Below are 22,593 nucleotides of genomic sequence, written 5' to 3'. Positions count from 1 at the left end.
CTGACGCGGCCCTCATCCTCTCGATGCCGGAGATGGGTGCCACGCTCAGCGCCACGCTCAGCGCCACGCTCATCGCTCTGGTGGGCCGCATCGACCGCTTCGACAGCGCCGACGCGTTGGCCGCCGCCGCGGGCCTCGCCCCGGTGCTGCGCCAGTCCGGCAAGACCAGCTTCCTGCGCCGCGCGGACGGCGGCGACAGTGCCCTCAAGCGCGTCTTCTGCCAGACTGCCTTCGCCTCTCCCGGACGCTCCGACAGCCGCGCCTTCCAGGACCGCAAGCGCGCCGAGGGCAAACGCCACAACCAGGCAGTCATCGCCCTCGCACGACGTGGCGTGAACGTGCTCCGGGCCATCCGCCACAGTCGGGCACCCTTCCGCAAGGATTTCAAACTGGCGGCTTGACTGACGCATCAAGCTGCCTCCGTTTTCAGGTCGCGCAGCGAACCCTCGATGTCCGAGAAGCTGGGCCTGACATGGTGCGGGGCGTTCTGGCGGCCGACCTCGATGCAGATGTTGGCGGGATGATTGTGCAGGTTCGCGACCAGGACTTCGCGGATCAGCAGGTAGAAGTGCCCGTCTTCCTCGGTCACCGCGCGCATGCGGGTGGCAAAGGGACCGACGATCCCATAGGCCAGAAACACCCCCAGGAAGGTGCCGACCAGCGCGCCGCCGATCATCTTGCCAAGGATTTCGGGCGGTTGGTCGATCGAGCCCATGGTCTTGATCACGCCGAGCACGGCGGCGACGATTCCCAGCGCGGGCAGCGCATCAGCCATCGACTGCAATGCGTGGCTCGAATGCAGAGCGTGGCTCTGGTGCGCCTCCATCCGCTTGTCCAGCACCTCTTCCACCTGATGGGGGTCGTCATAGTTCATGGAGGCGGCGCGCAGCGTGTCGCAGATCAGATCCGTCGCCTCGTGATCGGCGCGTATGCGCGGGTACCGGGCGAAGATCGCCGAGTCTCCCGGCTTCTCGATGTGTTCTTCCAGCCCGACGGGATTGCTGCGCGCCAGCCGGATCAGTTCGAACAGCAGGCAAAGCAGGTCGCGATAGTCCGCCGGTTTCCATTTCGGCCCCTTGAACACCTTGCCCACGTCGCGCAGCGCCTGTTTCACCGCTGCGCCGTCGTTGGACAGAAGGAAGGCCCCGATTGCCGCGCCACCGATCATGATCATCTCGAAGGGCAGCGCCTTCATGATGATGCCAAGCTTGCCGCCCGCCAGCAGGTAGCCACCAAAGACCATCACGAAGATCACGATGATGCCGACGATCCCGATCATTCCGCCACCTCGTTCCGCATGGACCGCCCGCAACCTGCCCAGAGTCGGGTTAACAATCCGTCCATGTCATTCCGTCGGCGCCGCCGCGTTTCGGCCCGCGAGCAGCAGGCTTACGCCATAGGCCGCCTGCGGTTCCATGCCGGCGAGGATCATCGCGGCGGCATCCGGCCGCATCCGTCCCAGGAATCCGGCGGCAAAGGCCGGGTCCATTGCCGCAAAAAGCGCGGCGGCATCCTTCGGCTTCATCGTCTCGTACACGGTCGTCAAGCGGGCCAGGTCATCCTCCGCGGCCTTGTCCGCCAGCGCCAGTGTGGCAGCCAGCGATGCTTCGGCCTCGGCCAGCGCGGCGAGGCGCTGCGTGATCACGGCATCGGAGAGGGAAAGCGCCGCCATCCGATCCTCGATTGCGGCTTCGCGCAGGGCCAGCCGCTCCTCGCGCAAGGACAGTGCTGCAGACAGTGCCGCAGGTGGCTCGGGGCAGGTGGGCGGGGCCGGGGGCGGCACGGCCGGTGCGTCGGTGGTCAGGGCGATCGCTTCCCCGATGCCGTTGCCCAGGCGCAACGCCCCCGACGCGGCCAGCAGGATGGCGACAACGGCCAGCGTTCCGACACCGGCGCGGCGCCTCGGTGCGTTCGCTCCCCTCGTCATTCTGCGGCATCCAGCGTCTGGCGCGGTACCCGCGCCCGCAAGACCCGCAGACGCCGGTCAGGTGCCGGTTCCGCCGCATGGCCGGCCGTTGCGGGGGCTGTCTCGGGCAGGTCATGCAGCGCGGCGAGCATCAGTTCCAGCCGTGCCGCCGATGCCTCGCCCCGGCGCACCAGGTCGTCAAGCGCGCCCGACTGCACCTCCGCCGCGCCCCGCGCACGATCCAGCGCGCGCGTCATGTCGTCGACCTGCGCCGACAGGACCGCGATCGCCCCGCCGAGCCCGCCCTCCAGCGTCTGGAAGCGCTGCAGCCGCCGCGACAGCACATGGCAGTAGATCGCCGCCGAAAAGGCCCCGGCGATCATCAGGATGTCTGCGATCAGGTCCATCGCCGCCTCTTCAGTTCAGCACGAATTCGGTGATCAGAAGGTCGCGCACCCGCCCCTCGCCCGTGACCATCTGGATGCGCCGCAGCAACTGCGCGCGAATCCGCACGAGTGCCGCGGGATCCTCGATCTGCGCAATCTCGATCGCGCGAAGATAGCCATTCAGGACGTCCAGGATGCGCGGCAGCAGCAGCGTCACTTCTCCGGCATGCGGCTTTGCGACCTCAAGCTGCGCGGTCATCCGAAGGTGGCGGTTCCTTGCGCCGGGACCCAGCGAGATCACCACGGGATCGACAGGAACAAAGGCGATGTCGGGCAGGGCCCCCGGCTTTTCCTTGGCGTCGCTCTTCTCGCCGTGACCGAACACAAGCCCCGAATAGGTTGCGTAGAATCCGGCCCCGCCGAGGGCCAGCGCCAGCACCAGCCCCGCGATCAGCGGCAGGCGGGATCGTCTCGGCGGCGGCGCGTCCTGCGGCGTCTCTACCACGGCCATGGGAATCTCCGGTCGGCTTTCGACGGCAAGATATAGACCGAGGGTCACTAACCGATTGTTAAGCGGGATCGTCCACATCTGGCCCCCGCGGGGCAGAAGCCCGCGGATGGTGATCCGGGGCACGTCCTGCCCCGGTCAGGGGGACGTGTCGTGCAGAACATGATGGCGACCTGGTCAGCACTCGACATGCGCCGCCGTGCCGTGGTGGCGGTGGCCACGCTCGGCATGTTCCTCGCGATCCTGGGCCTCGCGCGCACGGCCGGCACGCCGCGCATGGCGCTGCTCTACGCCGGGCTCGATCAGGCGGTCGCAGGCGAGGTGCTGGCGGCGATCGAGGCGCGTGGCGTGGCCTATCAGGTGCAAGGCGATGCGATCCGTGTCGACGCCGCGATGCGTGACGAACTCCGCCTGGCCCTCGCCGCAGAGGGGCTGCCGGCGGCGGGGGGTGCAGGGTACGAACTGCTCGATGGCCTGTCCGGCTTCGGCACGACCTCGCAGATGTTCGATGCCGCCTACTGGCGCGCGAAGGAGGGTGAGCTGGCGCGCACCATCCTGGGCGTGCCGGGGCTTCGCGCCGCCCGTGTCCATATCGCGCAGGCCCCGGCGCAGCCCTTCGCGCGCGACCGCCGGCCCACCGCCTCGGTCACCGTGACGGCGGCCGGCAGCCTGCCGCCTGCCCGCGCCAGGGCGATCCGCCATCTGGTCGCCGCGGCCGTCGCCGGGCTGCAGCCCGAGGATGTCGTGGTCATTGACGCGGCCACCGGCCTTGTGCCGCTGGCCGAGGACGGCGCCGCCCCCGCCTCGGGCGATACCCGCGCAGCAGACCTGAAACGCGGCGTCGAACGGCTGCTGGCAGCACGGATGGGTCCGGGCCGTGCGGTTGTCGAGGTCAGTGTCGAGGTGGTGACCGACCGGGAATCGGTCACCGAGCGGCGCTTCGATCCGCAGGGTCGCGTCGCCATCTCGTCCGAGACGGAAGAGCGTACGAATTCCTCCACCCAACCCGGCGGCGAGGTGACCGTCGCCTCCAACCTGCCCGAGGGCGATGCCGCCGCCGGCGCGCAAGGCCGCAGCCAGAGCGCCGAGACGCGCGAGCGTGTGAACTTCGAGGTGTCGGAGACCAGCCGGGAACTCCTGCGCCTGCCCGGTGCGGTTCGTCGGCTGACGGTTGCCGTGATGGTCGACGGCACGACCGCCGCAGGCCCTGACGGCGCCCCGGCGTGGTCACCCCTGCCCGAGGAGGAACTCTCGGCGCTGCGCGATCTTGTGGCATCGGCCGTCGGGCTCGATCCGGCACGGGGCGACGTGCTGACGCTGAAGTCGATGCCGTTCGAACCTGCGCCCGCACTTGGCACCGATGCCTCGGCACCCCTGTTCGCGCCGCTGGGGCCTGTCGATCCCATGACGCTGATACAGCTGGCCGTGCTTGCCTTCGTGGCGCTGCTGCTCGGGCTGTTCGTTCTGCGTCCGCTGCTGTCGGCGCGCACGGCGGCGCCTGCGGATCGTCCGCTGCTGGCACTGCCCGGCGCCGCGGCCCCGGACCTGCCGCCCGAAGGGCTGCGCGTCCTGACGGGCGAGATCGACGATGGCGGTCCGGGCCCGCTGTCCGGGGCCGACGGCGACGTGGATCCGCCCGAGGACCCGGTCGAACGCCTGCGGCGGCTGATCGAGCACCGCCGTGCCGAATCGGTCGAGGTGCTGCGCGGCTGGATGGATGCGGACGAGGAGAGTCGCTAGGTCATGGCTCTCAGGCTCGAGGTTTTCCAGACCGACGCCCCGGCCGCCACCGCCACCGTGGTGACCGACACCTCCGCCCTCGAGGAGGCCCGGCTCGCGGCCTATGAGCAGGGCTATGCCGCCGGCTGGGATGACGCGGCAGCGGCGGCCGAGGACGACCGGCAGAAGATGTCGGCCGATCTGGGGCGCCATCTTCAGACCCTGGGCTTCACCTATCACGAGGCGCGCGAGCATGTGCTGCGCGCCCTCGAACCCCTGCTGACCGAGATGACCGGGCGCATCCTGCCCGCCATCGCGCGCGCCGCCCTCGGCGCCGTGGTGGTCGAGACGCTGCGCCCGCTGGCGGCACAGATGGCGCTCGTGCCCGTGCGGATCGCGCTGAACCCGGCCGCACGCGCCGGTGTCGAAGGCGTGCTTGCGACCGAGACTGCGCTGTCCCTGACGATCATCGAGGATCCCGCCCTTCCGGAGGCCGAGGCGCGGCTGACCATCGGCGAGGCCGAGCGTCATGTGTCGCTCGACGCTGCCACGGCATCCATCGCTGCCGCCGTCGCCGATTTCTTTGCCCTGCTGCCGCATCCTGCCCCGACCGAGGAGTCCGCCGATGGATGACCGCCCCGACACACCCTTCGCACAGGTGCCGATCGAGATAACCGTCTCGGTCGGCAAGGCCCGGCCCCTGATCCGCGACCTCTTGCGGCTGGAACGCGATGCCGTCCTGCCCCTTGACCGGCGGGTCGAGGACCCGGTCGAACTCTACGTCGGCGACCGGCTCATCGCGCGCGGTGAACTGCGCGAACTCGAGGGGGATCAGGCCGGCCAGCTTGCCGTGCGCCTGACCGAGGTCGCAGATCTGCGCGGCGCGCTCTGATGCGGCCCGGCGTGACACTTCTGGCCCTGATGGTGCTCGTCGCGGCCAGCCCGGCAGCGGCCCAGACGGTCACGCTCGATCTGGGCGAGGGCAACTCGCTTTCGGGGCGGGCTGTCCAGCTCATCGCGCTTGTGACGGTGCTCAGCCTCGTGCCGGGGCTCGCGGTGATGGTGACCTGCTTTCCGTTCATCGTGACGGTGCTGTCGATCCTGCGCCAGGCGATTGGCCTGCAGCAGGCGCCGCCCAACATGCTGATCGTGACGCTGGCGCTGTTCCTGACCTGGTTCGTGATGGACCCCGTCCTGACCGAGGCCTGGACGAACGGGGTCGAACCCCTGACGCGTGACGCAATCACCCTCGAACAGGCGCTGCCCGCCACGTTGCAACCCTTCCGCCACTTCATGGCGGCCCGCCTCGATGCCGATACCTATGCCGCTCTCGCCGCCCTGCGTCCGCAGGTGCCCCCTGCCGCAGCGCCGGTCGAGGCGCCGCTGTCGCTGCTGGTGCCGGCGTTCCTGCTGGGCGAGATCCAGCGGGCCTTCGAGATCGGCTTCCTCGTTTTCCTGCCCTTCCTGATCATCGACCTCGTCGTCGCCGCCGTGCTGATGTCGATGGGCATGATGATGGTGCCGCCCGCGGTCGTCGCGCTGCCCTTCAAGCTGGCCTTCTTCGTCGTGGCCGACGGCTGGACCCTGATCTCGGGCGCGCTGGTAAGGGGTTACACCGGCGCCTGACAGCCCTTGCCGGACCCCCTGTCGGCCCTCCGTCCGCGCCTTCCGTGGTGTTCTCGGCATCGGCATCGGCATCGGCATCGGCAGTGCGTGCGCCGCCTCCGGTGGATTGCCGCGCCGACCGCGGCCGGACCGTCGATTGCGAACCGTCGGGAATCCCCGTATTGAGAACAAGACCTAGCGCACCAGCAGTTCGGCATGCAGCGCTCCGGCCGCATGGATGCTTTTCAGGATGTCGATCATGTCGTGCGGTGCCACGCCCAGGGCATTCAGCCCCGAGACGATCTCGGAAAGGTTCGCGCCCCCGCTCACCTCGGCCAGCCCGGTTCCCGGGTCGCGCTCGATGCTGGCGGAGCTGCGGGGCAGGATGATCGTCTCGCCCGGTGCGAAGGGGTTGGGTTGCACCGCCTGCGGCATTTCCTCGACCCGCAGCGTCAGGCCGCCCTGCGACACCGCCACCCGGCTGATCCGCACGTCCTCGCCCATCACGATGGTGCCGGACCGCTGGTCCACCACCACCCTCGCGCGCGTCTGGGGCGATACAGCGATGTTCTCGATCCGCCCCATCACATGCGCAGGCGAGGCCATGCGCGCGACCGCGATGTCGACCGCAACGGTTCCGGCATCCAGCATCACGGCGACACCCCGACCGAAATCCCGGTTGATCGCGGTCTCGATCATCCCGGCGGTGGTGAAGTCGGGGTTGCGCAGAGCCAGCCGGACGGCGCCCACGGCGGTGAAATCGAACTCCACCTCACGCTCGATCCGCCCGCCGGCGGGAATCGTGCCTGCGGTGGGCACACCCTGCACCACGCGGGCTGCCTGCCCCTCGGCCGCGACGCCACCCGCGATGATCGACCCCTGTGCCACCGCATAGATCTGCCCGTCCGCCCCGTTCAGTGGCGTCATCACCAGTGTGCCGCCCAGCAGGCTCTTCGCGTCGCCGATGGCGGATACCGCCACATCGACCCGGCCGCCCGACCGGGCAAAGGGCGGCAGCGTGGCGGTGACCAGTACGGCGGCCACGTTCTTTGGCCGGAACTCCTCTCCCGCGACGTTGACGCCCAGCCGCTCCAGCAGGTTCGCCAGCATCTCCTCGGTGAAGGGTGAATTGCGCAGCCCGTCCCCGGTGCCGGCCAGCCCGACGACCAGGCCATAGCCGACCAGATCGTTGCCGCGCACCCCGTCGAAGTCGACCAGGTCCTTGATGCGGACGGGCGCGGCGGATGCGGCCATCGCGGCCAATGTCAGGACGGCGGCAAGCAGAAGTCGGATCATCGCAGGAAATCCACCAGGCTGAGGCGCGACAGGCGCGCGGTGACGGCATGAAGTGTCTCAAGCTGGCTCTGCGCCGCTTCGAGGGCGGTGGCGGCCGCGTAGCTGTCCGCCTCCAGAATCTGGGCCCGCGCGATCTCGAGCGCGGTGATCTCGGTGGCGTTGCGGCGGTCCGCCGCCTCGATCCGCGCCTCGGCCACGCCCAGCCGCGCGGCGATGCCGGCCCGCCCCGTGGCGCCCGAGATCAGCGCCTCTCCCGCCCGGCGGGCAAGATCGGCCCGCTCCGCAGGCCCGCCCGCCGGAACGCCGCGGTCGATCAGTGCCGCCATCGCCAGGCCGGCCAGCGTATCGCGCAAGGCGGGGTCCTGCGCCGTCAGGTCGATGCGCAGCGTATCCTCGGGCGAGAGCGGCAGGGGCGACGGGGGCGCGCCCCCCTGATAGGCCGCGCCGAACCCGGCCGGGCTGGTGAACCAGGCCCGCACCGCCGCCTCGGTCTCGGCCGCCGTGACGGCGCCCCCCGCAGCGGCGGCCAGTGCATCGAGCAGCGCCGTGCCGCCGGTCAGGGCGGGGCCGCCGGTGCCGGTGCCGGCAAAGAGCGTCCGGTCGCCCAGCCGCGTGTTCAGCGCCGAGACCGCCGCATCGAAACGCGCGGCGGCATCCTGGGCAACCGCGGCCACCATGGCGGGCTGACCGGTGTTTCCGGCGGTCAGCAGGCTGCCCGACATGGCCGTGGCCAGGTCGTCGATGCGCCCCAGCACCGCCTGCATGCCACCCACGAACAGCGCGGCCTCGGCACTTGCGGTACGGTAGGCGCCCGCCCGTGCGATGGATGTCTGCAACCCTGCCAGCGGCACCAGGTCGCCGCGCACGGCGCGCGCCGTGTCGGCCACCCGCCCCGTCGTCACCTCGGTCGCGAGCCGCCGCACCGACAGCTTCAGCGCGGCGGCATCGCGGCGCTGCTGGAAGGCCAGCGACATGTCGCCCGCCGAGACGATCGCCATGTGTCAGATCTCCAGAATGAGCTTGATCATCGTGTCGACGGTCTGCACCACGCGCGCGTTCGCGCCATACGCGCGCTCGATCATCAGCAGGTCCTGCATCTCGCGGTCGGTATCTATGCCACCGTCCAGTTCGGCCTGGCGCAGGGCCTCCGCCCGGGCCGCGGAGAAGCTGACCTCGGTGTCCGCCGCGAGCCGTGAACCGGCGATGCGCGATGCCGCCTGCGCGGCGAGATCGGCCAGGCTGCGCACACCCCCGGCCGTGCTGCCCGAGGCCGTCGCGCGCGGCATGCGAAGGGCCTCGCCCAGCGCGACCAGAAGCGCCGAGTCCCCCGTCGCACCGGGGGCCGGTGCGCCCAGCCCGTCGCGCAGCCGCCACAAGGCGCCGCCGCGGTCCGGATCGGCGGCCGGGTTCCAGACGATCCGCCCGGCGATGCCGGTCTCCTCCGCCGGATCGAGGGCGGTGGTGCCGTCCATGAACAGGCCCGGCATGCCGGGGCCGATCGTTCCGTCCGGCCCGGGGGCCTGCAAGCGTTCGATCAGGTCGCGCGCAACGGCATCCAGATCCGCCTGCGCGCGCGGGGCGATCTCGTCGCGCAGGGCGAATCGCGCCGCCAGTTCGCCCCCGGCGAACAGGCCCTGCGAACCGGTATCGGCCGCGCGGCCGTTCAGCGTCAGCCCGGACAGCACGCCGCCGGCCGCCGACATCTCGGCCACGATCACGCCGACCGGTTCGAACCCCAGCCGCGACGGCTGTGTTCCGTCCAGCAGCGCGGCACCGCCGGTGGTGTAGAGCGCGACCAGCCCGTTGCCCCGGTCGATCTCGCGCAGCGGCACAAGCGTTGCGATCCCGTCGATCACCTGCTGCCGCTGGTCGATCAGGGCGCTCGGGTCGCGCCCCGTGCCCCCCAGGCCCTGGATCTGCGCATTCAGCCGCGCCACCTGGTCCAGCGCGTCGTTGATCCGGCCGACATCCTGCGCGATGGCGGCATCTGCCGCCATGCGCACCGCCTGTACTTCGCCAGTGGCGTCGCGCAGCTTGGCCGCCAGTGCGCGGCCCGCATCCGCCACCGCGCCCAGCCGCGCGTCCGAATCGGGGCGGCTGGCCGCCTCGACCAGCGCCGCCTCCAGCATGGCGATCCGGTCGGTCAGCGATCCGTCGGCCTCCGGGCTGCCCAGGGCCGACTCGATCCGTGCCAGGGCACCGGCCCGCAGTCCCCGGTCGCCCGCACCCGCCTGCGCCACGCGGCGGTCGGCGATCACCACCGGGTCGACCGCCCGCCTGACGCCCACGACCTGTGCGCCCTGGCCGGTGGACCCGACACTGCGCGCCGTCACCTGCAACTCGCGCCGCGCATAGCCGTCGGTCAGAGCATTCGCGACATTCGACGAGACAAGCTCGGCCGCGCGCGACGCCACCGTCAGGCCCGAAAGCGCGTTCGACATGGTGGCCGCAATGCTCATGCCCTATCCTCCGGGGCCGGGGGGACGTCAGCGCTTGATGTTGGTGGTTTCCTGCAGCATCTCGTCCACCGTCTGGATCACCTTGGCGTTCGAGGAATAGGCGCGCTGCGTCTGGATCAGCTGCGTCAGCTCCGCCGCAACATCGGTCGCCGATTCCTCGCGGCTGTAGCCCACGGTCGTGCCTGTCGGCCCGTCGCCCGCGTCCCACAGGTAGAACGGACCCGAGGCGGGCGAGATCTGGTAGGTCTGGTTGGACAGCACCGTCAGACCATTCGGATTCGGCACGTCAACCAGCGGAATCTGATAGATGCGGCGTGTGAAGCCCTGGTCGTAGATCGCCAGCAGGTTGCCGTTCCGGTCCATCTCCACCGCGGTCAGCGTCGCGACCGGAGAGCCGTTCTTGGCGATCGAGGTGGGGGCGAAGCTGTCGGACAGCTGCGTCATTCCGTTCGGGGCGCCGGGCAGGCCCAGGCCGATCTGCATCGGCCCCCCGCCCAGCGTCACGCCGACCTGGCCCGTCACCGGATCGTAGGTTCCGCCCGACAGCGTCGACACCGACAGCAGCGTGCCGCCGGTCGCCCGGCCCGAATCGAACGTCAGCACATATTCCCCCACCGTGGCGCCGCCCAGCGCGCTGTCCGCGACGGTCATGGTCCATTCATTCGACGATCCCGTCAGGGGAACCGAGGGGGTGAAGGTGAAGGTCAGCTTCTCCGACGTGCCGAGGTTGCCGTAGTATTCGACCGCCAGATCGATCGGCCCCGAGGTCGATCCCGCCATCGTCGCCGTCGCGGGCAGGTTGACCCCCAGCGACAGTTCGGTCGAGGGGTTGCCGACATATTCGTTCGAGCTGATCCGCACCGGCACGAGACCCGCCATCGTGTCACGCGGGAAAGGCGGCACGGTCCCGTCGAAATCGGCCGGCCATCCCATCAGCACCTCACCCGTCACGGTGCGCAGGATGCCGTTCTCGTCGGGCCGGAACGATCCCGTGGTGGCCAGCGCGACCGGGTAGGCGCCGTCGGCGGCCCCCACCGCGCCGATCGTGGTGACCGGCAGGAAGCCGCGCCCGTCGATGGCGATGTCCGTGGGGTTCGACGTCGCGATCAGCGGCCCCCGTTCGTCGATCAGGCGTGCCGTCGAGACGCGCACGCCCCCCGCCGAATAGGACGATCCCGCATTGCCCTGGATGACGACCGAGTGGAAATCCGCGTCCGACCGCTTGTAGCCATAGGTGGCCGAGTTGGCGATGTTGTCCGAGATCGTGGCCAGTCGGGTCGCATTGGCGTTCAGCCCTGCGACCCCCGCATTGAGCGAGGAGGAAATCGTCATCGGATGGCACCCTTCTGCTGCGCGACGCAATGGTCGGCATGCAGCATCCGCAGCGTCCCTTAAGATCGGACTAACGCAAGATTGACAGGCGGTTAACCGATAAACTCCGCCGGATTTCCTACCTGTCCCGGCGCAACAGCACGACCTCCAGCCGGTTGTTGCGCACGGCCGCCGGGTCGGGCGTCACGGGCGCGCGGTCGGCGTGCCCGCTGATCCGGGCCATCCGCCCGGCGGCAAGGCCGGCGTCCTCCAGCAGGCCGCGCATGGCCTGCGCCCGTTCCGAGGACAGCGTCCAGACCGGATTGTCGATCAGCGTCACGGGAAGCGAACGCACATGCCCGTTCACCGCAAGATCGTTCGCGGTGACCGCCAGCACCTCTGCCAGCAGCGCCGCGATGTCGCGCAGGATCGGTGCCGGCGCGGCCGTCAGCGCGTCGAACAGCGGCACGTCGGGCAGGTCGAAGACCTCGATCACCAGCCCCTCGTCCGTCACCTTCGTCGCCACATGCCGCAGGGCGCGTTCCATCGTCATGCTTTCGCCGCCGCGCGCCGTCAGCATCCGCGCGATCTGTTTCGCCTGTTCCTCGGCTGCGGCCTGGGCCTCGGCCTGCATGGTCCCGATCTCGCCGCGCGCCTGCTCATCCTCGGTCGGGTGCAGGTTCGACGCGCCCGATCCGTTGCGCGCCAGCGCCTGTTCCGCGAACACGCTGTCACCGCCGAAGGCGCCATCGCCGCCGCCCGATATCCGGTTCACCGGGATCGTCGGATTGAAATAGTCCGCAAGCCCCTTGCGCTGCTTTTCGGTCGTCGCGTTCAACAGCCACATCAGCATGAAGAAGGCCATCATGGCCGTCACGAAGTCGGCATAGGCAACCTTCCACGCCCCCCCGTGGTGGCCACCGCCCGCGATGATCTTCTTCCGCTTGATGATGACTGGCGCGGCATTTGACTGCCCTGCCATCCACACACCCGTTCCAACACCCGGGACCAGACCTCGCACATCGCGGTGAAGGCCGGCTTAACCGCTGGCATTTGAACGAGATAGGGAGGCGGCCCCCGGGGAAAGGGGCCGCCTCGGGGCCGCGCGCTCCCCCGGGAGCGGGGGGATCCGGGCGCCGACCCTGTGGGTGCCGCCGTCAGGCGGGGCCGAGACCGCAGAGCCGCGCGCGCGTGCGCAGCCCGATCGCCGCATATTCGGCCTGGAAAGCCAGCGCCTGCGCCCGGGGCAGGCCGCGTTCGATGCACATCGGGCTCCCGGCGCCCGGCGCCAGCACGGTTCCGGGCATCGCCCCGCCGCGCGTGATCAGGAAGTCGCTGACCTCGCTGTCGGACAGTCCTTCGGCGCCTTCCAGCATCAGGTCGAACCGCTGGAAATCGCGATTCACCGGTGCCGCGCCGCTGCCGGGAAAACGGCGCATCAGGTGATCGCACGTCGCCCGGTCGAGGTCGGCCGCGATCGCGCAGGTCATCGCGCAGCGCCGCGTGCCCAGCCGCGCCAGCTGCCGCGCCAGCGCCGCGGGCGCCGCCGGATCGGCCGGGCGCTGCAACGGGATCAGGTCGTAGCGCGCCGTCGCCGGGTCCGACAGGATCAGGCGCAGCCCGGTCAGGCGGGGCATCGCCGCCTGCCACAGCCCGACACGCTCCAGCGTCAGCCCCGTGATCACAAGGCCAGAGGGCGAGGCCAGATCGCGCGCCAGGTCTCGGGGCGGACGCATCGCCACATGGGCCAGCGTCTGCAACGTGTCGGTCCGGGTCACCCGGCCGCGCGGGTGCAGCGCGATGTCGCGGCGTGGATCGGTCGCGCTGGCCTGGTGCCCTTCGATCCTCGCCCGCGCCCCGATCACCGACAGCAGCGCCGCAACCCGCCGTGCCTGCCCGCGCGGCAGGCCCTCGGCAATCACCGGCTGCGCCCCGGCCAGGCGTCTGGCGGCCTCGCCGGCCGGCAGGCCCAGGTGCGCCGTCAGGATGTCGGCCACCATCTCTGCCATCGGTCCGGTCGCGGTCAGGACCAGTCGGACACTGTTCTGAAGAACGGGGCGGGCGGACATGGGACGCTCCTGATTGACGTTGCGGAAAGTCTGTCGCATTCCGCCGTCACCGTCCAGCCCGGCCCCGTCAAAGCCTCGTCAAATATGGGTTTTCTCCCCGTCAACGCAGGATCAAATCGTCCTGTCGCCCATCGTGCCCAGCCCTGGCGCCGGATCGTAGCGCCCCGCCAGATGCGCCGGCGCGGCAGCCGCCAGTGCCGCCAGCGTGTCGCGGATCCGGTCCCAGCCCTGCGCCTGCGCCGCCGCAAGGGCGCCGCGCGGAAAGTTCAGCCCCAGCCGCAGCGCGGTGTCTATGCCTGCCGCATCGACCCCGCCCTCGGCCAGCAGATAGGCCGCCTCGTTGGCCAGCGTCGCCTCGATGCGCAGCACGATGTCCGCCGCATCCGGCGGCGGCTCGACCGGCATCGCGCCCGTCACGAAACCCGTGCCCGACTTGCGGCCCAGCCGCCCGGCCGCGACCTGCGCCCGCAATGCCTCGAACGGGTGATAGCGGGGGTTCCGCCCCATCGCCGCCCACACCCCCTCGGTGGCGGCAAGGTTCACATCCGCCCCGATCAGGTCGATCAGCGCAAAGGGTCCCAGCCGATAGCCCGCCGCCACCATCGCCGCGTCGATCTCGCCCGGAACCCGCCCGGCTTCCAGCATCGCCAGCGCCTCGCCGTAATAGGGCCGGGCGCAGCGGTTCACGATGAACCCGGGCCGGTCGGCGCAGGCGATGACCGTCTTGCCCGCCCCCTCGGCCAGCCGTCGCGCCAGCGCCAGCGCGGCCGCATCGCTGCCGGCATGCGCGATCAGCTCCACCAGCTTCATCGCCGGGGCCGGGTTGAAGAAATGCAGGCCCACCACCCGCCCCGGCCGTTCCAGCCCCGCCGCCACGGCACCGACCGACAGCGAGGATGTGTTCGTCGCCAGAACCGCCTGCGGCGCCACGCCTTCCAGCATCCCGAACAGGGCGCGCTTCACCGCCAGATCCTCGATCACCGCCTCGATCACCAGGCGCGTGCCGGCGAGGCCGGCCGCATCGGGCAGGACGGCCAGCCGCCCGATCATCTCGAGGGCGGAATCCGCGCCCAGTCGGCCCGCCGCCACCCTGCGGGCCAGGTCCGCCTCCAGCCGAGCGGCCGCGCTGTCGCGGGCGGCAGCCATCGCGTCGGTGGCGACCACCCGGTGCCCTGCCGCCAGAAACACCTGCGCGATGCCCAGTCCCATCGCGCCCAGCCCGACAACCCCCACGATGTCCATGCACATCCCCCGCTTTGCGTCATGATCGGGGGAAATCGGCGGCCGATCAAGGCAGAAATTTCAAGCTTGAAATAATATGGCGCCGGTGGCACGCTCAACGCGGCGCGGCATGACTCGGCGGCGCGGCCAGGGGAGGGATGCAATGAAGGTTCTGTGCCTGGGTGGCGGTCCGGCGGGGCTCTATTTCGCGATCTCGATGAAGCTGCGCGATCCGTCGCACAGCATCACCGTCCTCGAACGCAACCGCGCCAACGACACCTTCGGCTGGGGCGTGGTGCTGTCGGATGACGCGCTCGGCCGGATGACGCGGAACGATCCGCAGTCGGCACGGGCCATCCGCGACAGCTTTGCCTACTGGGACGACATCGCCGTGGTGCGCGGCCCCGATCGCGTGGTCTCGGGCGGGCACGGGTTCGCGGGGATCGGGCGCAAGGCGCTTCTGGTCCTGCTGCAGGCGCGGGCGCGTGAACTCGGCGTCGACCTGCGGTTCGAGACCGAGTTCCAGCCCGCCGCCGCCTACGCCGCCGACCATGACCTCGTCGTCGCCTGCGACGGCATCAACTCGGCGACCCGGCGCGAATGGGCCGACCACTTCCGCCCCGACATCGATACCCGGCTGTGCAAGTTCGTCTGGCTCGGCACGAAGGCCAAGTTCGATGACGCCTTCACCTTCATCTTCGAGAATACCGAACACGGCTGGGTCTGGGCCCATGCCTACCAGTTCGACGCCGACACCGCGACCTGCATCGTCGAATGCACCCAGGAAACCTGGGACCGCTGGGGGTTCGAACACATGTCGAAAGAGGATACGGTTGCCACCTGCACCCGCATCTTCGCCCGCCACCTCGGCGGCCACGACCTGATCTCGAATGCCGCGCATCTGCGCGGGTCGGCGGTCTGGATGAACTTTCCCCGCGTGATCTGCGAAAGATGGTTCCACGAAAACGTCGTGCTGATGGGTGACGCCGCGGCCACCGGGCATTTCTCGATCGGTTCGGGCACCCGCCTCGCCTTCGACAGCGCCATCGCCCTGGCCGAATACCTGCACAGCGAGCCCAGCCTCCAGGCCGCCTTCCAGCGCTACCAGGACGAACGCCGGGTCGAGGTGCTGCGCCTGCAATCGGCGGCGCGCAACAGCCTCGAATGGTTCGAACAGGTCGAGCGCTATCTCGACATGCCGCCCCTGCAGTTCGCCTATTCCCTGCTGACCCGCAGCCAGCGCATCGGGCACGAGAACCTGCGCAGGCGCGATCCGGCCTTCCTGCGCGCCTGCGAGGATCACTTTGCCCGGGCCGCCGGCGGCACGCCGGGCCGCGCGCCGATGTTCCAGCCCTTCACGCTGCGTGGCCTGCGTCTGGAGAACCGCATCGTCGTCTCGCCCATGGCGCAGTACCGCGCGGCGGGCGGCACGCCCGGCGACTGGCACTTCGTCCATTATGCCGAACGCGCCAAGGGCGGCGCGGGCCTTGTCCATACCGAGATGACCTGCGTGTCGGATACCGGCCGCATCACCCCCGGCTGCCCCGGGTTCTATGCCCCGGCCCACAAGGCCGCCTGGAAACGCATCGTCGATTTCGTGCATCAGGAGACCGGCGCGAGGATCTGCGCCCAGATCGGTCACGCCGGCCGCAAGGGCGCCATGGGCCTGAAGGGCGGGAAAGAGGATCGCCCCCTTGCCGCCCCCTGGGAACTGCTGGCCCCATCGGCGCTGCCCTGGGCCGAAGGCCACCCCGTCCCCCGGGCGATGACCCGGTCGGACATGGACGTGGTGCGCAACCAGTTCGTCGCGGCGGTCAGGATGGCCGACCGCGCGGGGTTCGACATGGTCGAACTTCATGCCGCGCACGGATACCTGATCTCGTCCTTCATCTCGCCGGTCTCGAACCGCCGCACCGATGACCATGGCGGCGCGCTCGAGAACCGGATGCGGTTTCCGGTCGAGGTGTTCTCGGCGATGCGGGCCGCCTGGCCCGCGCACAAGCCGATGTCGGTGCGCATCTCCGCGACCGACTGGGTGGGCAGCGACGGCATCACACCCGAGGATGCGGTGCAGGTCGCCCGGATTCTTGCCGCCGCCGGTGCCGACATCATCGACGTCTCGGCCGGCCAGACCACGCCCGCCGCGCGCCCGGTCTACGGCCGCATGTTCCAGACCCCGTTCTCCGACCGCATCCGCAACGAGGCGGGACTTGCCACCATGGCCGTCGGCAACATCACCGAGGCCGATCAGGTGAACGGCATCCTGATGGCCGGGCGGGCCGATCTGGTCTGCCTCGCCCGCCCGCATCTGGCCGATCCCTACTGGACGCTGCACGCGGCCGCCGAACTGGGCGATGCCGCCACCCCCTGGCCGCTGCCCTACCTGGCAGGCCGCGACCAGGCCTTCCGCCTGCGCGAACGCGCGGCCGAGGTGATCCGGGCATGAGGCGCGTTCTGGTCACCGGCGGCGGGTCGGGCATCGGGCGGGCGGTGGCGCGCGCCTTCGCGGATGCGGGCGAGGATGTCACCATCGCGGGCCGCCGTATGGACGCCCTGCAGGAAACCGCGACCGGCCGCGCCATGACCTGCCGCACCGCCGACGTGACAGACGAGGCGCAGGTGGCCGCCCTGTTCGACCGTCCGTTCGACGTCGTCGTGGCCAATGCGGGCGGCGGCGCGGCGGGCAGGCTGCGCGGCGTGACGCTGGCCGAATGGAACCGGACCCTCGCCCTCAACCTGACCGGCACCTTCCTGACCTTCCGCGAGGCGCTGCACGCCATGCCAGGGGACGGGCGCCTGATCGCCATCGCCTCGACCGCCGCGCTCAAGGGCGGGGCGACGATACCGGCCTATGCGGCCGCCAAGCACGGGGTGCTGGGCCTCGTGCGGTCTGTGGCGCAGGACGTGGCGCGCAAGGGCATCACCTGCAACGCGATCTGCCCCGGCTTCGTCGACACGCCGCTGGCCGAACGGGCGGTCGCCGCCGTGCAGGCGCGCTTTGACCTGACGCCCGAGGCCGCCCTGGCCGAGGTGGTCCGCGACAACCCCACCGGCCGCATGATCACCCCCGACGAGGTCGCCGCCGTGGCGCTGTTCCTGGCCTCGCCCGGTGCCGCGCAGGTGAACGGCCACGCGCTCTCCGTGTCGGGGGGCGAGACATGAATGGCCCCGGCGCCCCCGATCCACTGTCCAAGCGGCGGCTCAAGCTGTGGATCCGCCTGCTCGGTGCCACCCGAACGGCCGAATCCGCGCTGCGCGACCATCTGCGCACCCGCCATGACACGACGCTGCCCCGGTTCGACGTGATGGCCGCGCTCTGGCGGCGGCGCGACGGGCTGACGATGGGGGAACTCTCGCGCATGCTTCTGGTCTCGAACGGCAATGCCACCGCCGTCGTGGACCGGCTGGAAAAGGACGGGCTGGCCCGGCGCACGCAGGATGAAGCCGACCGCCGCACCTTCCGCGTGGCGCTGACCGACGTCGGCCTCGCCACCTTCGAGGGCTGGGCCGCCGACCATGAGGCCGAGGTCAACCGCCTGTTCGGCACCCTGACCGAGGCCGAGATCGACACCCTGACCGCGATCCTGAAACGCCTGAAAGACGCGCCATGACCAGCCTCGCCACCCTTGCCCCGCAGCACTTCCTCTGGACCGTGCAGGACCGTGTCGCAACCGTCCGCCTGAACCGGCCCGAGCGCAAGAACCCGCTGACCTTCGACAGCTACGCCGAACTGCGCGACACGTTCCGCGCGCTGCCCTATGCCGATGACGTGGACGTGGTGATACTCGCCTCCAACGGCGGCAACTTCTGCTCCGGCGGCGATGTGCATGACATCATCGGCCCGCTCGTCGACATGGACATGAAGCGCCTGCTGGCCTTCACCCGGATGACCGGCGATCTGGTCAAGGCCATGCTGCACTGCGGCCGGCCGGTGATTGCGGCCGTCGATGGCATCTGCGTCGGCGCGGGCGCGATCATGGCGATGGCCGCCGACCTGCGGCTCGCCTCGCCGCAGGCCAGATGCGCCTTCCTGTTCACGCGCGTCGGCCTTGCCGGATGCGACATGGGCGCCTGCGCCATGCTGCCCCGCATCATCGGGCAGGGCAGGGCGGCGGAACTGCTCTACACCGGCCGGTCCTTCGGTGCCGAGGAAGGCGAACGCTGGGGTTTCTGGAACGCGCTCCACGCCGCCGACCGGCTGGAACCCGAGGCCATGGCGCTTGCCCGCCGGCTGGCCGAGGGGCCGACCTTCGCCCATGGCATGACCAAGACCATGCTGAACCAGGAATGGAACATGGGGCTCGACCAGGCCATCGAGGCCGAGGCCCAGGCCCAGGCCATCTGCATGCAGACCCGCGACTTCGAACGCGCCTACCGCGCCTTCGTCGCGAAGGAGACGCCGGCCTTTCTGGGTGATTGACGCAGCGCGCGCCCTGTCGGGACGGATGCCATACGCAAGCCATACGCAGACCAGACGGATACCAGACGCCCCATGCCCGACCGAAGCTTCCTCGACTGGCCCTTCTTCGAACCGCGCCACCGCGACCTTGCCGCCCGGCTGGACGACTGGTGCGCGGCCCATCTGCCGGTGTATCATGGCGATACCGATGCCGCCTGCCGGGGTCTCGTTGCCGCCCTCGGGCGCGACGGCTGGCTCGTCCATTCCGGCGCCGATACCGGTGAAACGCTGGATGTCCGCACCCTCTGCCTGATCCGCGAAACCCTGGCGCGGCACGATCCCCTTGCCGACTTTTCCTTTGCGATGCAGGGGCTTGGCATGGGCGCCGTATCGCTGTTCGGCACCCCGGAACAGCGCCGCTGGCTGGCGCGCACCCGCAGCGGGCAGGCCATCGCGGCCTTCGCGCTCACCGAACCCGGCTCCGGCTCCGACGTTGCCGCCACCGCCACCACCGCCACCCGCACCGAGGCGGGCTGGCGCCTGTCGGGCGCCAAGACCTGGATCTCGAACGGCGGCATCGCCGATCTCTACACGGTCTTTGCCCGAACCGGCGAAGCCCCCGGCGCCAAGGGCATTTCCGCCTTCCTGATGCCCGCCGGCAGCCCCGGACTGACGATCGCGGAACGGCTGGAAACCATCGCACCCCACCCCCTTGCGACCCTGTCGCTCGACGGGGTGGACCTGCCCGCCGAGGCCCTGATCGGCCGCCCGGGCGAGGGATTCAAGCTGGCGATGTCGGTGCTCGACGTGTTTCGCTCCACCGTCGGCGCGGCGGCGCTCGGCATGGCCCGCCGGGCGCTCGACGAGGCGACCGCGCGCGTCAAGGCCCGGCGCATCCAGGGCGAGCCGCTGGCGAATCTCCAGCTTGTCCAGGGGCATATCGCCGACATGGCAATGGCCGTCGATGCCTCGGCGCTGCTGGTCTATCGCGCCGCCTGGGCCAAGGACTCGGGTGCCCCCCGGATCACCCGCGAAGCCGCGATGGCAAAGCTGCACGCCACCGAGGCAGCGCAGACCGTCATCGACACCGCGGTTCAGCTCTTTGGCGGAGAGGGCGTGCGGTCGGGCAGCACGGTCGAGAAACTCTACCGCGATATCAGGGCATTGCGGATCTACGAAGGGGCCAGCGATGTGCAGCGCGTGGTCATCGCGCGGGGGCATCTGGCATGACCTGGCTGCGCGACAACCCGGTCGAGTTCAATCACTGCGACCCTGCGGGCATCGTGTTCTACCCCCGCTATTTCGAGATGACGAACGCGACGGTCGAGAACTTCTTTCGTGAAGTCATCGGCTTCCCCTTCGCGCGGATGGTCGCGGAGGGGCGTGGCGTGCCCACCGCCCGGATCGCCATCGACTTCACCGCGCCGTCGCGCCTCGGCGAGGTTCTGACCTTCTCGCTCGATGTCACGCGCCTCGGCCGCACCAGCGTGACCCTTGCCATCGCCGCCACCTGCGCGGGTGCGCCGCGCCTTAACGGGATGTTCACGCTCGTATGGGTGAATGCACAGGGACGGCCCGACCCCTGGCCGGCCGAGATGCAGCGCGGTTTCACGCAACATCTGGTCAAGGAGGGGTCGGAATGACCGACAGTCCGCATGATTTCCTGAACCCGAAGTCCTGGAAACCGCCGGTAGGCTACGCCAACGGGGTCTCGGCAAGGGGGCGCATGGTGTTTACCGGCGGCGTGGTGGGCTGGAATGCCGACCAGCAGTTCGAGACCGACGACTTCGCCGGCCAGGTCCGGCAGGCGCTGGCCAGCATTGTCGAGATATTGGCGTGTGGTGGTGCAGGGCCACAGCATCTTGTGCGGCTGACCTGGTATGTGACCGACAAGCGCGAGTATCTCGACAACCTGCGCCAGGTTGGCGCCGCCTATCGCGCCACCATCGGCCGCCACTTCCCGGCCATGGCGCTCGTGCAGGTCGTGGCGCTTGTAGAGGATCGCGCCAAGGTCGAGATCGAGGCCACCGCCGTCGTGCCGGAGGATGCCGAATGACCGTTCATGCCCTCGGTCCCTCGGGCCACGCCGACACCTTCACGCGCGACAACCTGCCTCCCTTCGACCAGTGGCCGGACCTGCTGACGGGGCCCTTTCCCTATCCGGACTGGCTGAATGCCGGTGTCGAGCTGACCGACCGCATGGTCGAGCGCGGTTTTGGCGACCATACCGCGCTGATCGGCAACGGCCGCAGCCGCACCTACAAGGAACTGACCGACTGGACCAACCGCATGGCCCGCGCCCTGGTCGAGGACTATGGCGTCAAGCCCGGGAACCGCGTGCTGATCCGGTCGGCCAACAACCCGGCGATGGTGGCCTGCTGGCTGGCCGCCACCAAGGCGGGTGCCGTGGTGGTCAACACCATGCCGATGCTCAGGGCCGGGGAACTGTCCAGGATCGTGGACAAGGCCGAGATCTCGCTTGCCCTCTGCGACACCCGCCTGATGGACGAGATCGTGGCCTGTGCCAAGGAGTCGCGGTTTCTGAAGCAGGTGGTCGGTTTCGACGGCACCGCCAACCATGACGCCGAGCTTGACCGTGCCGCGCTGCGCAAGCCGGTGCGGTTCCAGGCTCCGCCAACCGGGCGCGACGACGTGGCCCTGCTGGGCTTCACCTCGGGCACCACCGGCGAACCCAAGGCCACGATGCACTTCCACCGCGACCTGATGATCATCGCCGACGGCTATGCGCGCGAGGTGCTGCGCGTCACGCCCGACGATGTCTTTGTCGGCTCGCCGCCGCTGGCCTTCACCTTCGGGCTGGGCGGCCTTGCGGTGTTTCCGCTGCGCTTCGGCGCGGCGGCCTGCCTGCTGGAGAACGCGTCGCCGCCGAACCTGATCGAGATCATCGAGACCTATCGCGCCACGGTCTGCTTCACCGCGCCCACGGCCTATCGCGTGATGCTGAAGGCGATGGACGAGGGCGCGGACCTGTCGTCGCTGCGGGCCGCGGTCAGCGCGGGCGAGACGCTGCCGGCGCCGGTCTACGAGGAATGGATGGCCAAGACCGGCAAGCCGATGCTGGACGGGATCGGTGCGACCGAGATGCTGCACATCTTCGTGTCGAACCGGTTCGATGACCACCGCCCCGGCTGCACGGGGAAGCCGGTCACCGGCTACGAGGCGAAGATCGTGGACGCGGCGGGCCGCGCGGTGCCGCGCGGGACAGTCGGGCGGCTGGCGGTGCGCGGGCCGACCGGGTGCCGCTACATGGCCGACGACCGGCAGCGGACCTATGTCGAGAACGGGTGGAACATCACCGGCGATGCCTTCTGGCAGGATGAGACCGGGCATTTCCATTTCGCGGCGCGGAACGACGACATGATCGTCAGCGCGGGCTACAACATCGCCGGGCCCGAGGTCGAGGCGGCGTTGCTGAAGCATCCCGAGGTCGCGGAATGTGCCGTGGTGGGCGAGCCGGATGACGAGCGGGGGCAGATCGTGGTGGCCCATGTCGTGCTGGCGGCGGGGGTCGCGCCCGGCGCGGCCACGGCCGGCCGGCTGCAGGACCACGTGAAGGCGGTGATCGCACCCTACAAGTATCCCCGCAGGGTGATCTTCGTGCCAGCGCTTCCCAAGACGCCGACCGGCAAGATCCAGCGGTTCCGGCTGCGCGAGACCTGAGGCGTCCCACGATGGGACGCGGAGCGGAGTGAA

At 70.1% G+C, this 22,593-nt stretch carries 24 protein-coding genes; 13 read left to right on the top strand and 11 right to left on the bottom strand.

Going from position 1 to position 22,593, the window contains the following annotated elements:
* Positions 1 to 401, top strand: a 401-nt coding sequence (locus KF887_19810) for a transposase (GenBank protein QYK41568.1), incomplete at its 5' end; no start/stop codon positions are given.
* Positions 402 to 409: 8 nt separating this feature from the next.
* On the opposite strand, the gene motA is transcribed toward KF887_19810, so the two are convergent.
* The 4 genes from motA to KF887_19790 form a co-directional block, all read right to left on the bottom strand.
* Positions 410 to 1,279, bottom strand: a complete 870-nt coding sequence (motA, locus tag KF887_19805) for a flagellar motor stator protein MotA (protein QYK41567.1) — start codon at positions 1,277 to 1,279, stop codon at positions 410 to 412.
* A gap of 66 nt (positions 1,280 to 1,345) precedes the next feature.
* Positions 1,346 to 1,927, bottom strand: coding sequence for a hypothetical protein (locus KF887_19800; GenBank protein QYK41566.1), 582 nt, complete (start codon positions 1,925 to 1,927; stop codon positions 1,346 to 1,348).
* The gene (locus KF887_19795) at positions 1,924 to 2,313 is read right to left on the bottom strand and encodes a hypothetical protein (protein QYK41565.1); all 390 of its coding nucleotides are present in this window, start codon (positions 2,311 to 2,313) and stop codon (positions 1,924 to 1,926) included. Before KF887_19795 ends, KF887_19800 begins: the two co-directional genes overlap by 4 nt.
* A 10-nt stretch (positions 2,314 to 2,323) precedes the next feature.
* Complete coding sequence (locus tag KF887_19790; protein ID QYK41564.1) at positions 2,324 to 2,803, bottom strand: flagellar basal body-associated FliL family protein; 480 nt, start codon at positions 2,801 to 2,803, stop codon at positions 2,324 to 2,326.
* A gap of 159 nt (positions 2,804 to 2,962) precedes the next feature.
* On the opposite strand from KF887_19790, the gene fliF reads away from it, so the two are divergent.
* The 4 genes from fliF to fliP are packed head-to-tail and all read left to right on the top strand — an operon-like array spanning position 2,963 to position 6,145.
* The gene (gene fliF, locus KF887_19785; GenBank protein ID QYK43676.1) at positions 2,963 to 4,540 is read left to right on the top strand and encodes a flagellar M-ring protein FliF; all 1,578 of its coding nucleotides are present in this window, start codon (positions 2,963 to 2,965) and stop codon (positions 4,538 to 4,540) included.
* 3 nt (positions 4,541 to 4,543) lie between these two features.
* On the top strand, positions 4,544 to 5,152 hold the full coding sequence (locus KF887_19780) for a flagellar biosynthesis protein (GenBank protein ID QYK41563.1): 609 nt from the start codon (positions 4,544 to 4,546) through the stop codon (positions 5,150 to 5,152).
* Positions 5,145 to 5,411 (top strand): FliM/FliN family flagellar motor switch protein, encoded by a 267-nt coding sequence (locus KF887_19775; GenBank protein QYK41562.1) that lies wholly within the window; start codon positions 5,145 to 5,147, stop codon positions 5,409 to 5,411. Before KF887_19780 ends, KF887_19775 begins: the two co-directional genes overlap by 8 nt.
* Complete coding sequence (fliP, locus tag KF887_19770) at positions 5,411 to 6,145, top strand: flagellar type III secretion system pore protein FliP (protein ID QYK41561.1); 735 nt, start codon at positions 5,411 to 5,413, stop codon at positions 6,143 to 6,145. The genes KF887_19775 and fliP overlap by 1 nt, the downstream gene beginning before the upstream one ends.
* 174 nt (positions 6,146 to 6,319) lie before the next feature.
* Here fliP and KF887_19765 read toward each other — a convergent pair whose 3' ends face one another.
* From KF887_19765 to KF887_19735, 7 genes are all read right to left on the bottom strand, one after another.
* Positions 6,320 to 7,420, bottom strand: a complete 1,101-nt coding sequence (locus tag KF887_19765) for a flagellar basal body P-ring protein FlgI (protein QYK41560.1) — start codon at positions 7,418 to 7,420, stop codon at positions 6,320 to 6,322.
* Positions 7,417 to 8,418, bottom strand: coding sequence for a flagellar biosynthesis protein FlgL (locus KF887_19760; GenBank protein ID QYK41559.1), 1,002 nt, complete (start codon positions 8,416 to 8,418; stop codon positions 7,417 to 7,419). The genes KF887_19765 and KF887_19760 overlap by 4 nt, the downstream gene beginning before the upstream one ends.
* A 3-nt stretch (positions 8,419 to 8,421) precedes the next feature.
* The gene (flgK, locus tag KF887_19755; GenBank protein ID QYK41558.1) at positions 8,422 to 9,879 is read right to left on the bottom strand and encodes a flagellar hook-associated protein FlgK; all 1,458 of its coding nucleotides are present in this window, start codon (positions 9,877 to 9,879) and stop codon (positions 8,422 to 8,424) included.
* A 27-nt stretch (positions 9,880 to 9,906) separates the two neighbouring features.
* Positions 9,907 to 11,211 (bottom strand): flagellar hook-basal body complex protein, encoded by a 1,305-nt coding sequence (locus tag KF887_19750; GenBank protein ID QYK41557.1) that lies wholly within the window; start codon positions 11,209 to 11,211, stop codon positions 9,907 to 9,909.
* 118 nt (positions 11,212 to 11,329) lie between these two features.
* Positions 11,330 to 12,172 carry a chemotaxis protein MotB gene (locus tag KF887_19745; protein ID QYK41556.1) on the bottom strand — a complete coding sequence of 281 codons (843 nt, stop codon included), beginning with the start codon at positions 12,170 to 12,172 and terminating at the stop codon, positions 11,330 to 11,332.
* A 175-nt stretch (positions 12,173 to 12,347) separates the two neighbouring features.
* Positions 12,348 to 13,259, bottom strand: coding sequence for a hypothetical protein (locus tag KF887_19740; protein QYK41555.1), 912 nt, complete (start codon positions 13,257 to 13,259; stop codon positions 12,348 to 12,350).
* A 111-nt stretch (positions 13,260 to 13,370) separates the two neighbouring features.
* The gene (locus tag KF887_19735) at positions 13,371 to 14,501 is read right to left on the bottom strand and encodes a 3-hydroxybutyryl-CoA dehydrogenase (GenBank protein ID QYK41554.1); all 1,131 of its coding nucleotides are present in this window, start codon (positions 14,499 to 14,501) and stop codon (positions 13,371 to 13,373) included.
* Between the two features lie 142 nt (positions 14,502 to 14,643).
* Between KF887_19735 and KF887_19730 the strand changes: the two genes are divergently transcribed.
* From KF887_19730 to KF887_19695, 8 genes are all read left to right on the top strand, one after another.
* The gene (locus tag KF887_19730; protein ID QYK41553.1) at positions 14,644 to 16,926 is read left to right on the top strand and encodes a bifunctional salicylyl-CoA 5-hydroxylase/oxidoreductase; all 2,283 of its coding nucleotides are present in this window, start codon (positions 14,644 to 14,646) and stop codon (positions 16,924 to 16,926) included.
* Positions 16,923 to 17,642, top strand: coding sequence for an SDR family oxidoreductase (locus KF887_19725; GenBank protein QYK41552.1), 720 nt, complete (start codon positions 16,923 to 16,925; stop codon positions 17,640 to 17,642). Before KF887_19730 ends, KF887_19725 begins: the two co-directional genes overlap by 4 nt.
* The gene (locus KF887_19720) at positions 17,639 to 18,091 is read left to right on the top strand and encodes a MarR family transcriptional regulator (protein ID QYK41551.1); all 453 of its coding nucleotides are present in this window, start codon (positions 17,639 to 17,641) and stop codon (positions 18,089 to 18,091) included. Before KF887_19725 ends, KF887_19720 begins: the two co-directional genes overlap by 4 nt.
* Positions 18,088 to 18,900 carry an enoyl-CoA hydratase family protein gene (locus KF887_19715; GenBank protein QYK41550.1) on the top strand — a complete coding sequence of 271 codons (813 nt, stop codon included), beginning with the start codon at positions 18,088 to 18,090 and terminating at the stop codon, positions 18,898 to 18,900. Before KF887_19720 ends, KF887_19715 begins: the two co-directional genes overlap by 4 nt.
* A 72-nt stretch (positions 18,901 to 18,972) precedes the next feature.
* A complete protein-coding gene (locus KF887_19710) occupies positions 18,973 to 20,109 on the top strand; it encodes an acyl-CoA dehydrogenase family protein (GenBank protein QYK41549.1) in 1,137 nt (378 codons plus the stop codon).
* Complete coding sequence (locus KF887_19705) at positions 20,106 to 20,522, top strand: acyl-CoA thioesterase (GenBank protein QYK41548.1); 417 nt, start codon at positions 20,106 to 20,108, stop codon at positions 20,520 to 20,522. The genes KF887_19710 and KF887_19705 overlap by 4 nt, the downstream gene beginning before the upstream one ends.
* The gene (locus KF887_19700; GenBank protein QYK41547.1) at positions 20,519 to 20,935 is read left to right on the top strand and encodes a RidA family protein; all 417 of its coding nucleotides are present in this window, start codon (positions 20,519 to 20,521) and stop codon (positions 20,933 to 20,935) included. Before KF887_19705 ends, KF887_19700 begins: the two co-directional genes overlap by 4 nt.
* Entirely contained in the window at positions 20,932 to 22,560 is a 1,629-nt protein-coding gene (locus tag KF887_19695; GenBank protein ID QYK41546.1) for an AMP-binding protein, read from the top strand. Before KF887_19700 ends, KF887_19695 begins: the two co-directional genes overlap by 4 nt.
* Positions 22,561 to 22,593: the final 33 nt, after the last annotated feature.

The organism is Paracoccaceae bacterium (assembly GCA_019454225.1).
Taxonomy (GTDB): domain Bacteria; phylum Pseudomonadota; class Alphaproteobacteria; order Rhodobacterales; family Rhodobacteraceae.
This window is presented reverse-complemented; position numbering and strand designations above follow the sequence as displayed.

Coding starts and splice junctions, on each gene's coding strand:
- KF887_19790 (QYK41564.1), bottom strand. CDS start 2,803: ATGGCCGTGGTAGAGACGCCGCAGGACGCGCCGCCGCCGAGACGATCC.
- KF887_19710 (QYK41549.1), top strand. CDS start 18,973: ATGCCCGACCGAAGCTTCCTCGACTGGCCCTTCTTCGAACCGCGCCAC.
- KF887_19725 (QYK41552.1), top strand. CDS start 16,923: ATGAGGCGCGTTCTGGTCACCGGCGGCGGGTCGGGCATCGGGCGGGCG.
- KF887_19800 (QYK41566.1), bottom strand. CDS start 1,927: ATGACGAGGGGAGCGAACGCACCGAGGCGCCGCGCCGGTGTCGGAACG.
- KF887_19795 (QYK41565.1), bottom strand. CDS start 2,313: ATGGACCTGATCGCAGACATCCTGATGATCGCCGGGGCCTTTTCGGCG.
- KF887_19705 (QYK41548.1), top strand. CDS start 20,106: ATGACCTGGCTGCGCGACAACCCGGTCGAGTTCAATCACTGCGACCCT.
- KF887_19730 (QYK41553.1), top strand. CDS start 14,644: ATGAAGGTTCTGTGCCTGGGTGGCGGTCCGGCGGGGCTCTATTTCGCG.
- KF887_19715 (QYK41550.1), top strand. CDS start 18,088: ATGACCAGCCTCGCCACCCTTGCCCCGCAGCACTTCCTCTGGACCGTG.
- flgK (QYK41558.1), bottom strand. CDS start 9,879: ATGAGCATTGCGGCCACCATGTCGAACGCGCTTTCGGGCCTGACGGTG.
- KF887_19760 (QYK41559.1), bottom strand. CDS start 8,418: ATGGCGATCGTCTCGGCGGGCGACATGTCGCTGGCCTTCCAGCAGCGC.
- KF887_19745 (QYK41556.1), bottom strand. CDS start 12,172: ATGGCAGGGCAGTCAAATGCCGCGCCAGTCATCATCAAGCGGAAGAAG.
- KF887_19765 (QYK41560.1), bottom strand. CDS start 7,420: ATGATCCGACTTCTGCTTGCCGCCGTCCTGACATTGGCCGCGATGGCC.
- KF887_19735 (QYK41554.1), bottom strand. CDS start 14,501: ATGGACATCGTGGGGGTTGTCGGGCTGGGCGCGATGGGACTGGGCATC.
- KF887_19720 (QYK41551.1), top strand. CDS start 17,639: ATGAATGGCCCCGGCGCCCCCGATCCACTGTCCAAGCGGCGGCTCAAG.
- KF887_19700 (QYK41547.1), top strand. CDS start 20,519: ATGACCGACAGTCCGCATGATTTCCTGAACCCGAAGTCCTGGAAACCG.
- KF887_19695 (QYK41546.1), top strand. CDS start 20,932: ATGACCGTTCATGCCCTCGGTCCCTCGGGCCACGCCGACACCTTCACG.
- KF887_19780 (QYK41563.1), top strand. CDS start 4,544: ATGGCTCTCAGGCTCGAGGTTTTCCAGACCGACGCCCCGGCCGCCACC.
- fliP (QYK41561.1), top strand. CDS start 5,411: ATGCGGCCCGGCGTGACACTTCTGGCCCTGATGGTGCTCGTCGCGGCC.
- KF887_19740 (QYK41555.1), bottom strand. CDS start 13,259: ATGTCCGCCCGCCCCGTTCTTCAGAACAGTGTCCGACTGGTCCTGACC.
- KF887_19750 (QYK41557.1), bottom strand. CDS start 11,211: ATGACGATTTCCTCCTCGCTCAATGCGGGGGTCGCAGGGCTGAACGCC.
- motA (QYK41567.1), bottom strand. CDS start 1,279: ATGATCGGGATCGTCGGCATCATCGTGATCTTCGTGATGGTCTTTGGT.
- fliF (QYK43676.1), top strand. CDS start 2,963: ATGATGGCGACCTGGTCAGCACTCGACATGCGCCGCCGTGCCGTGGTG.
- KF887_19775 (QYK41562.1), top strand. CDS start 5,145: ATGGATGACCGCCCCGACACACCCTTCGCACAGGTGCCGATCGAGATA.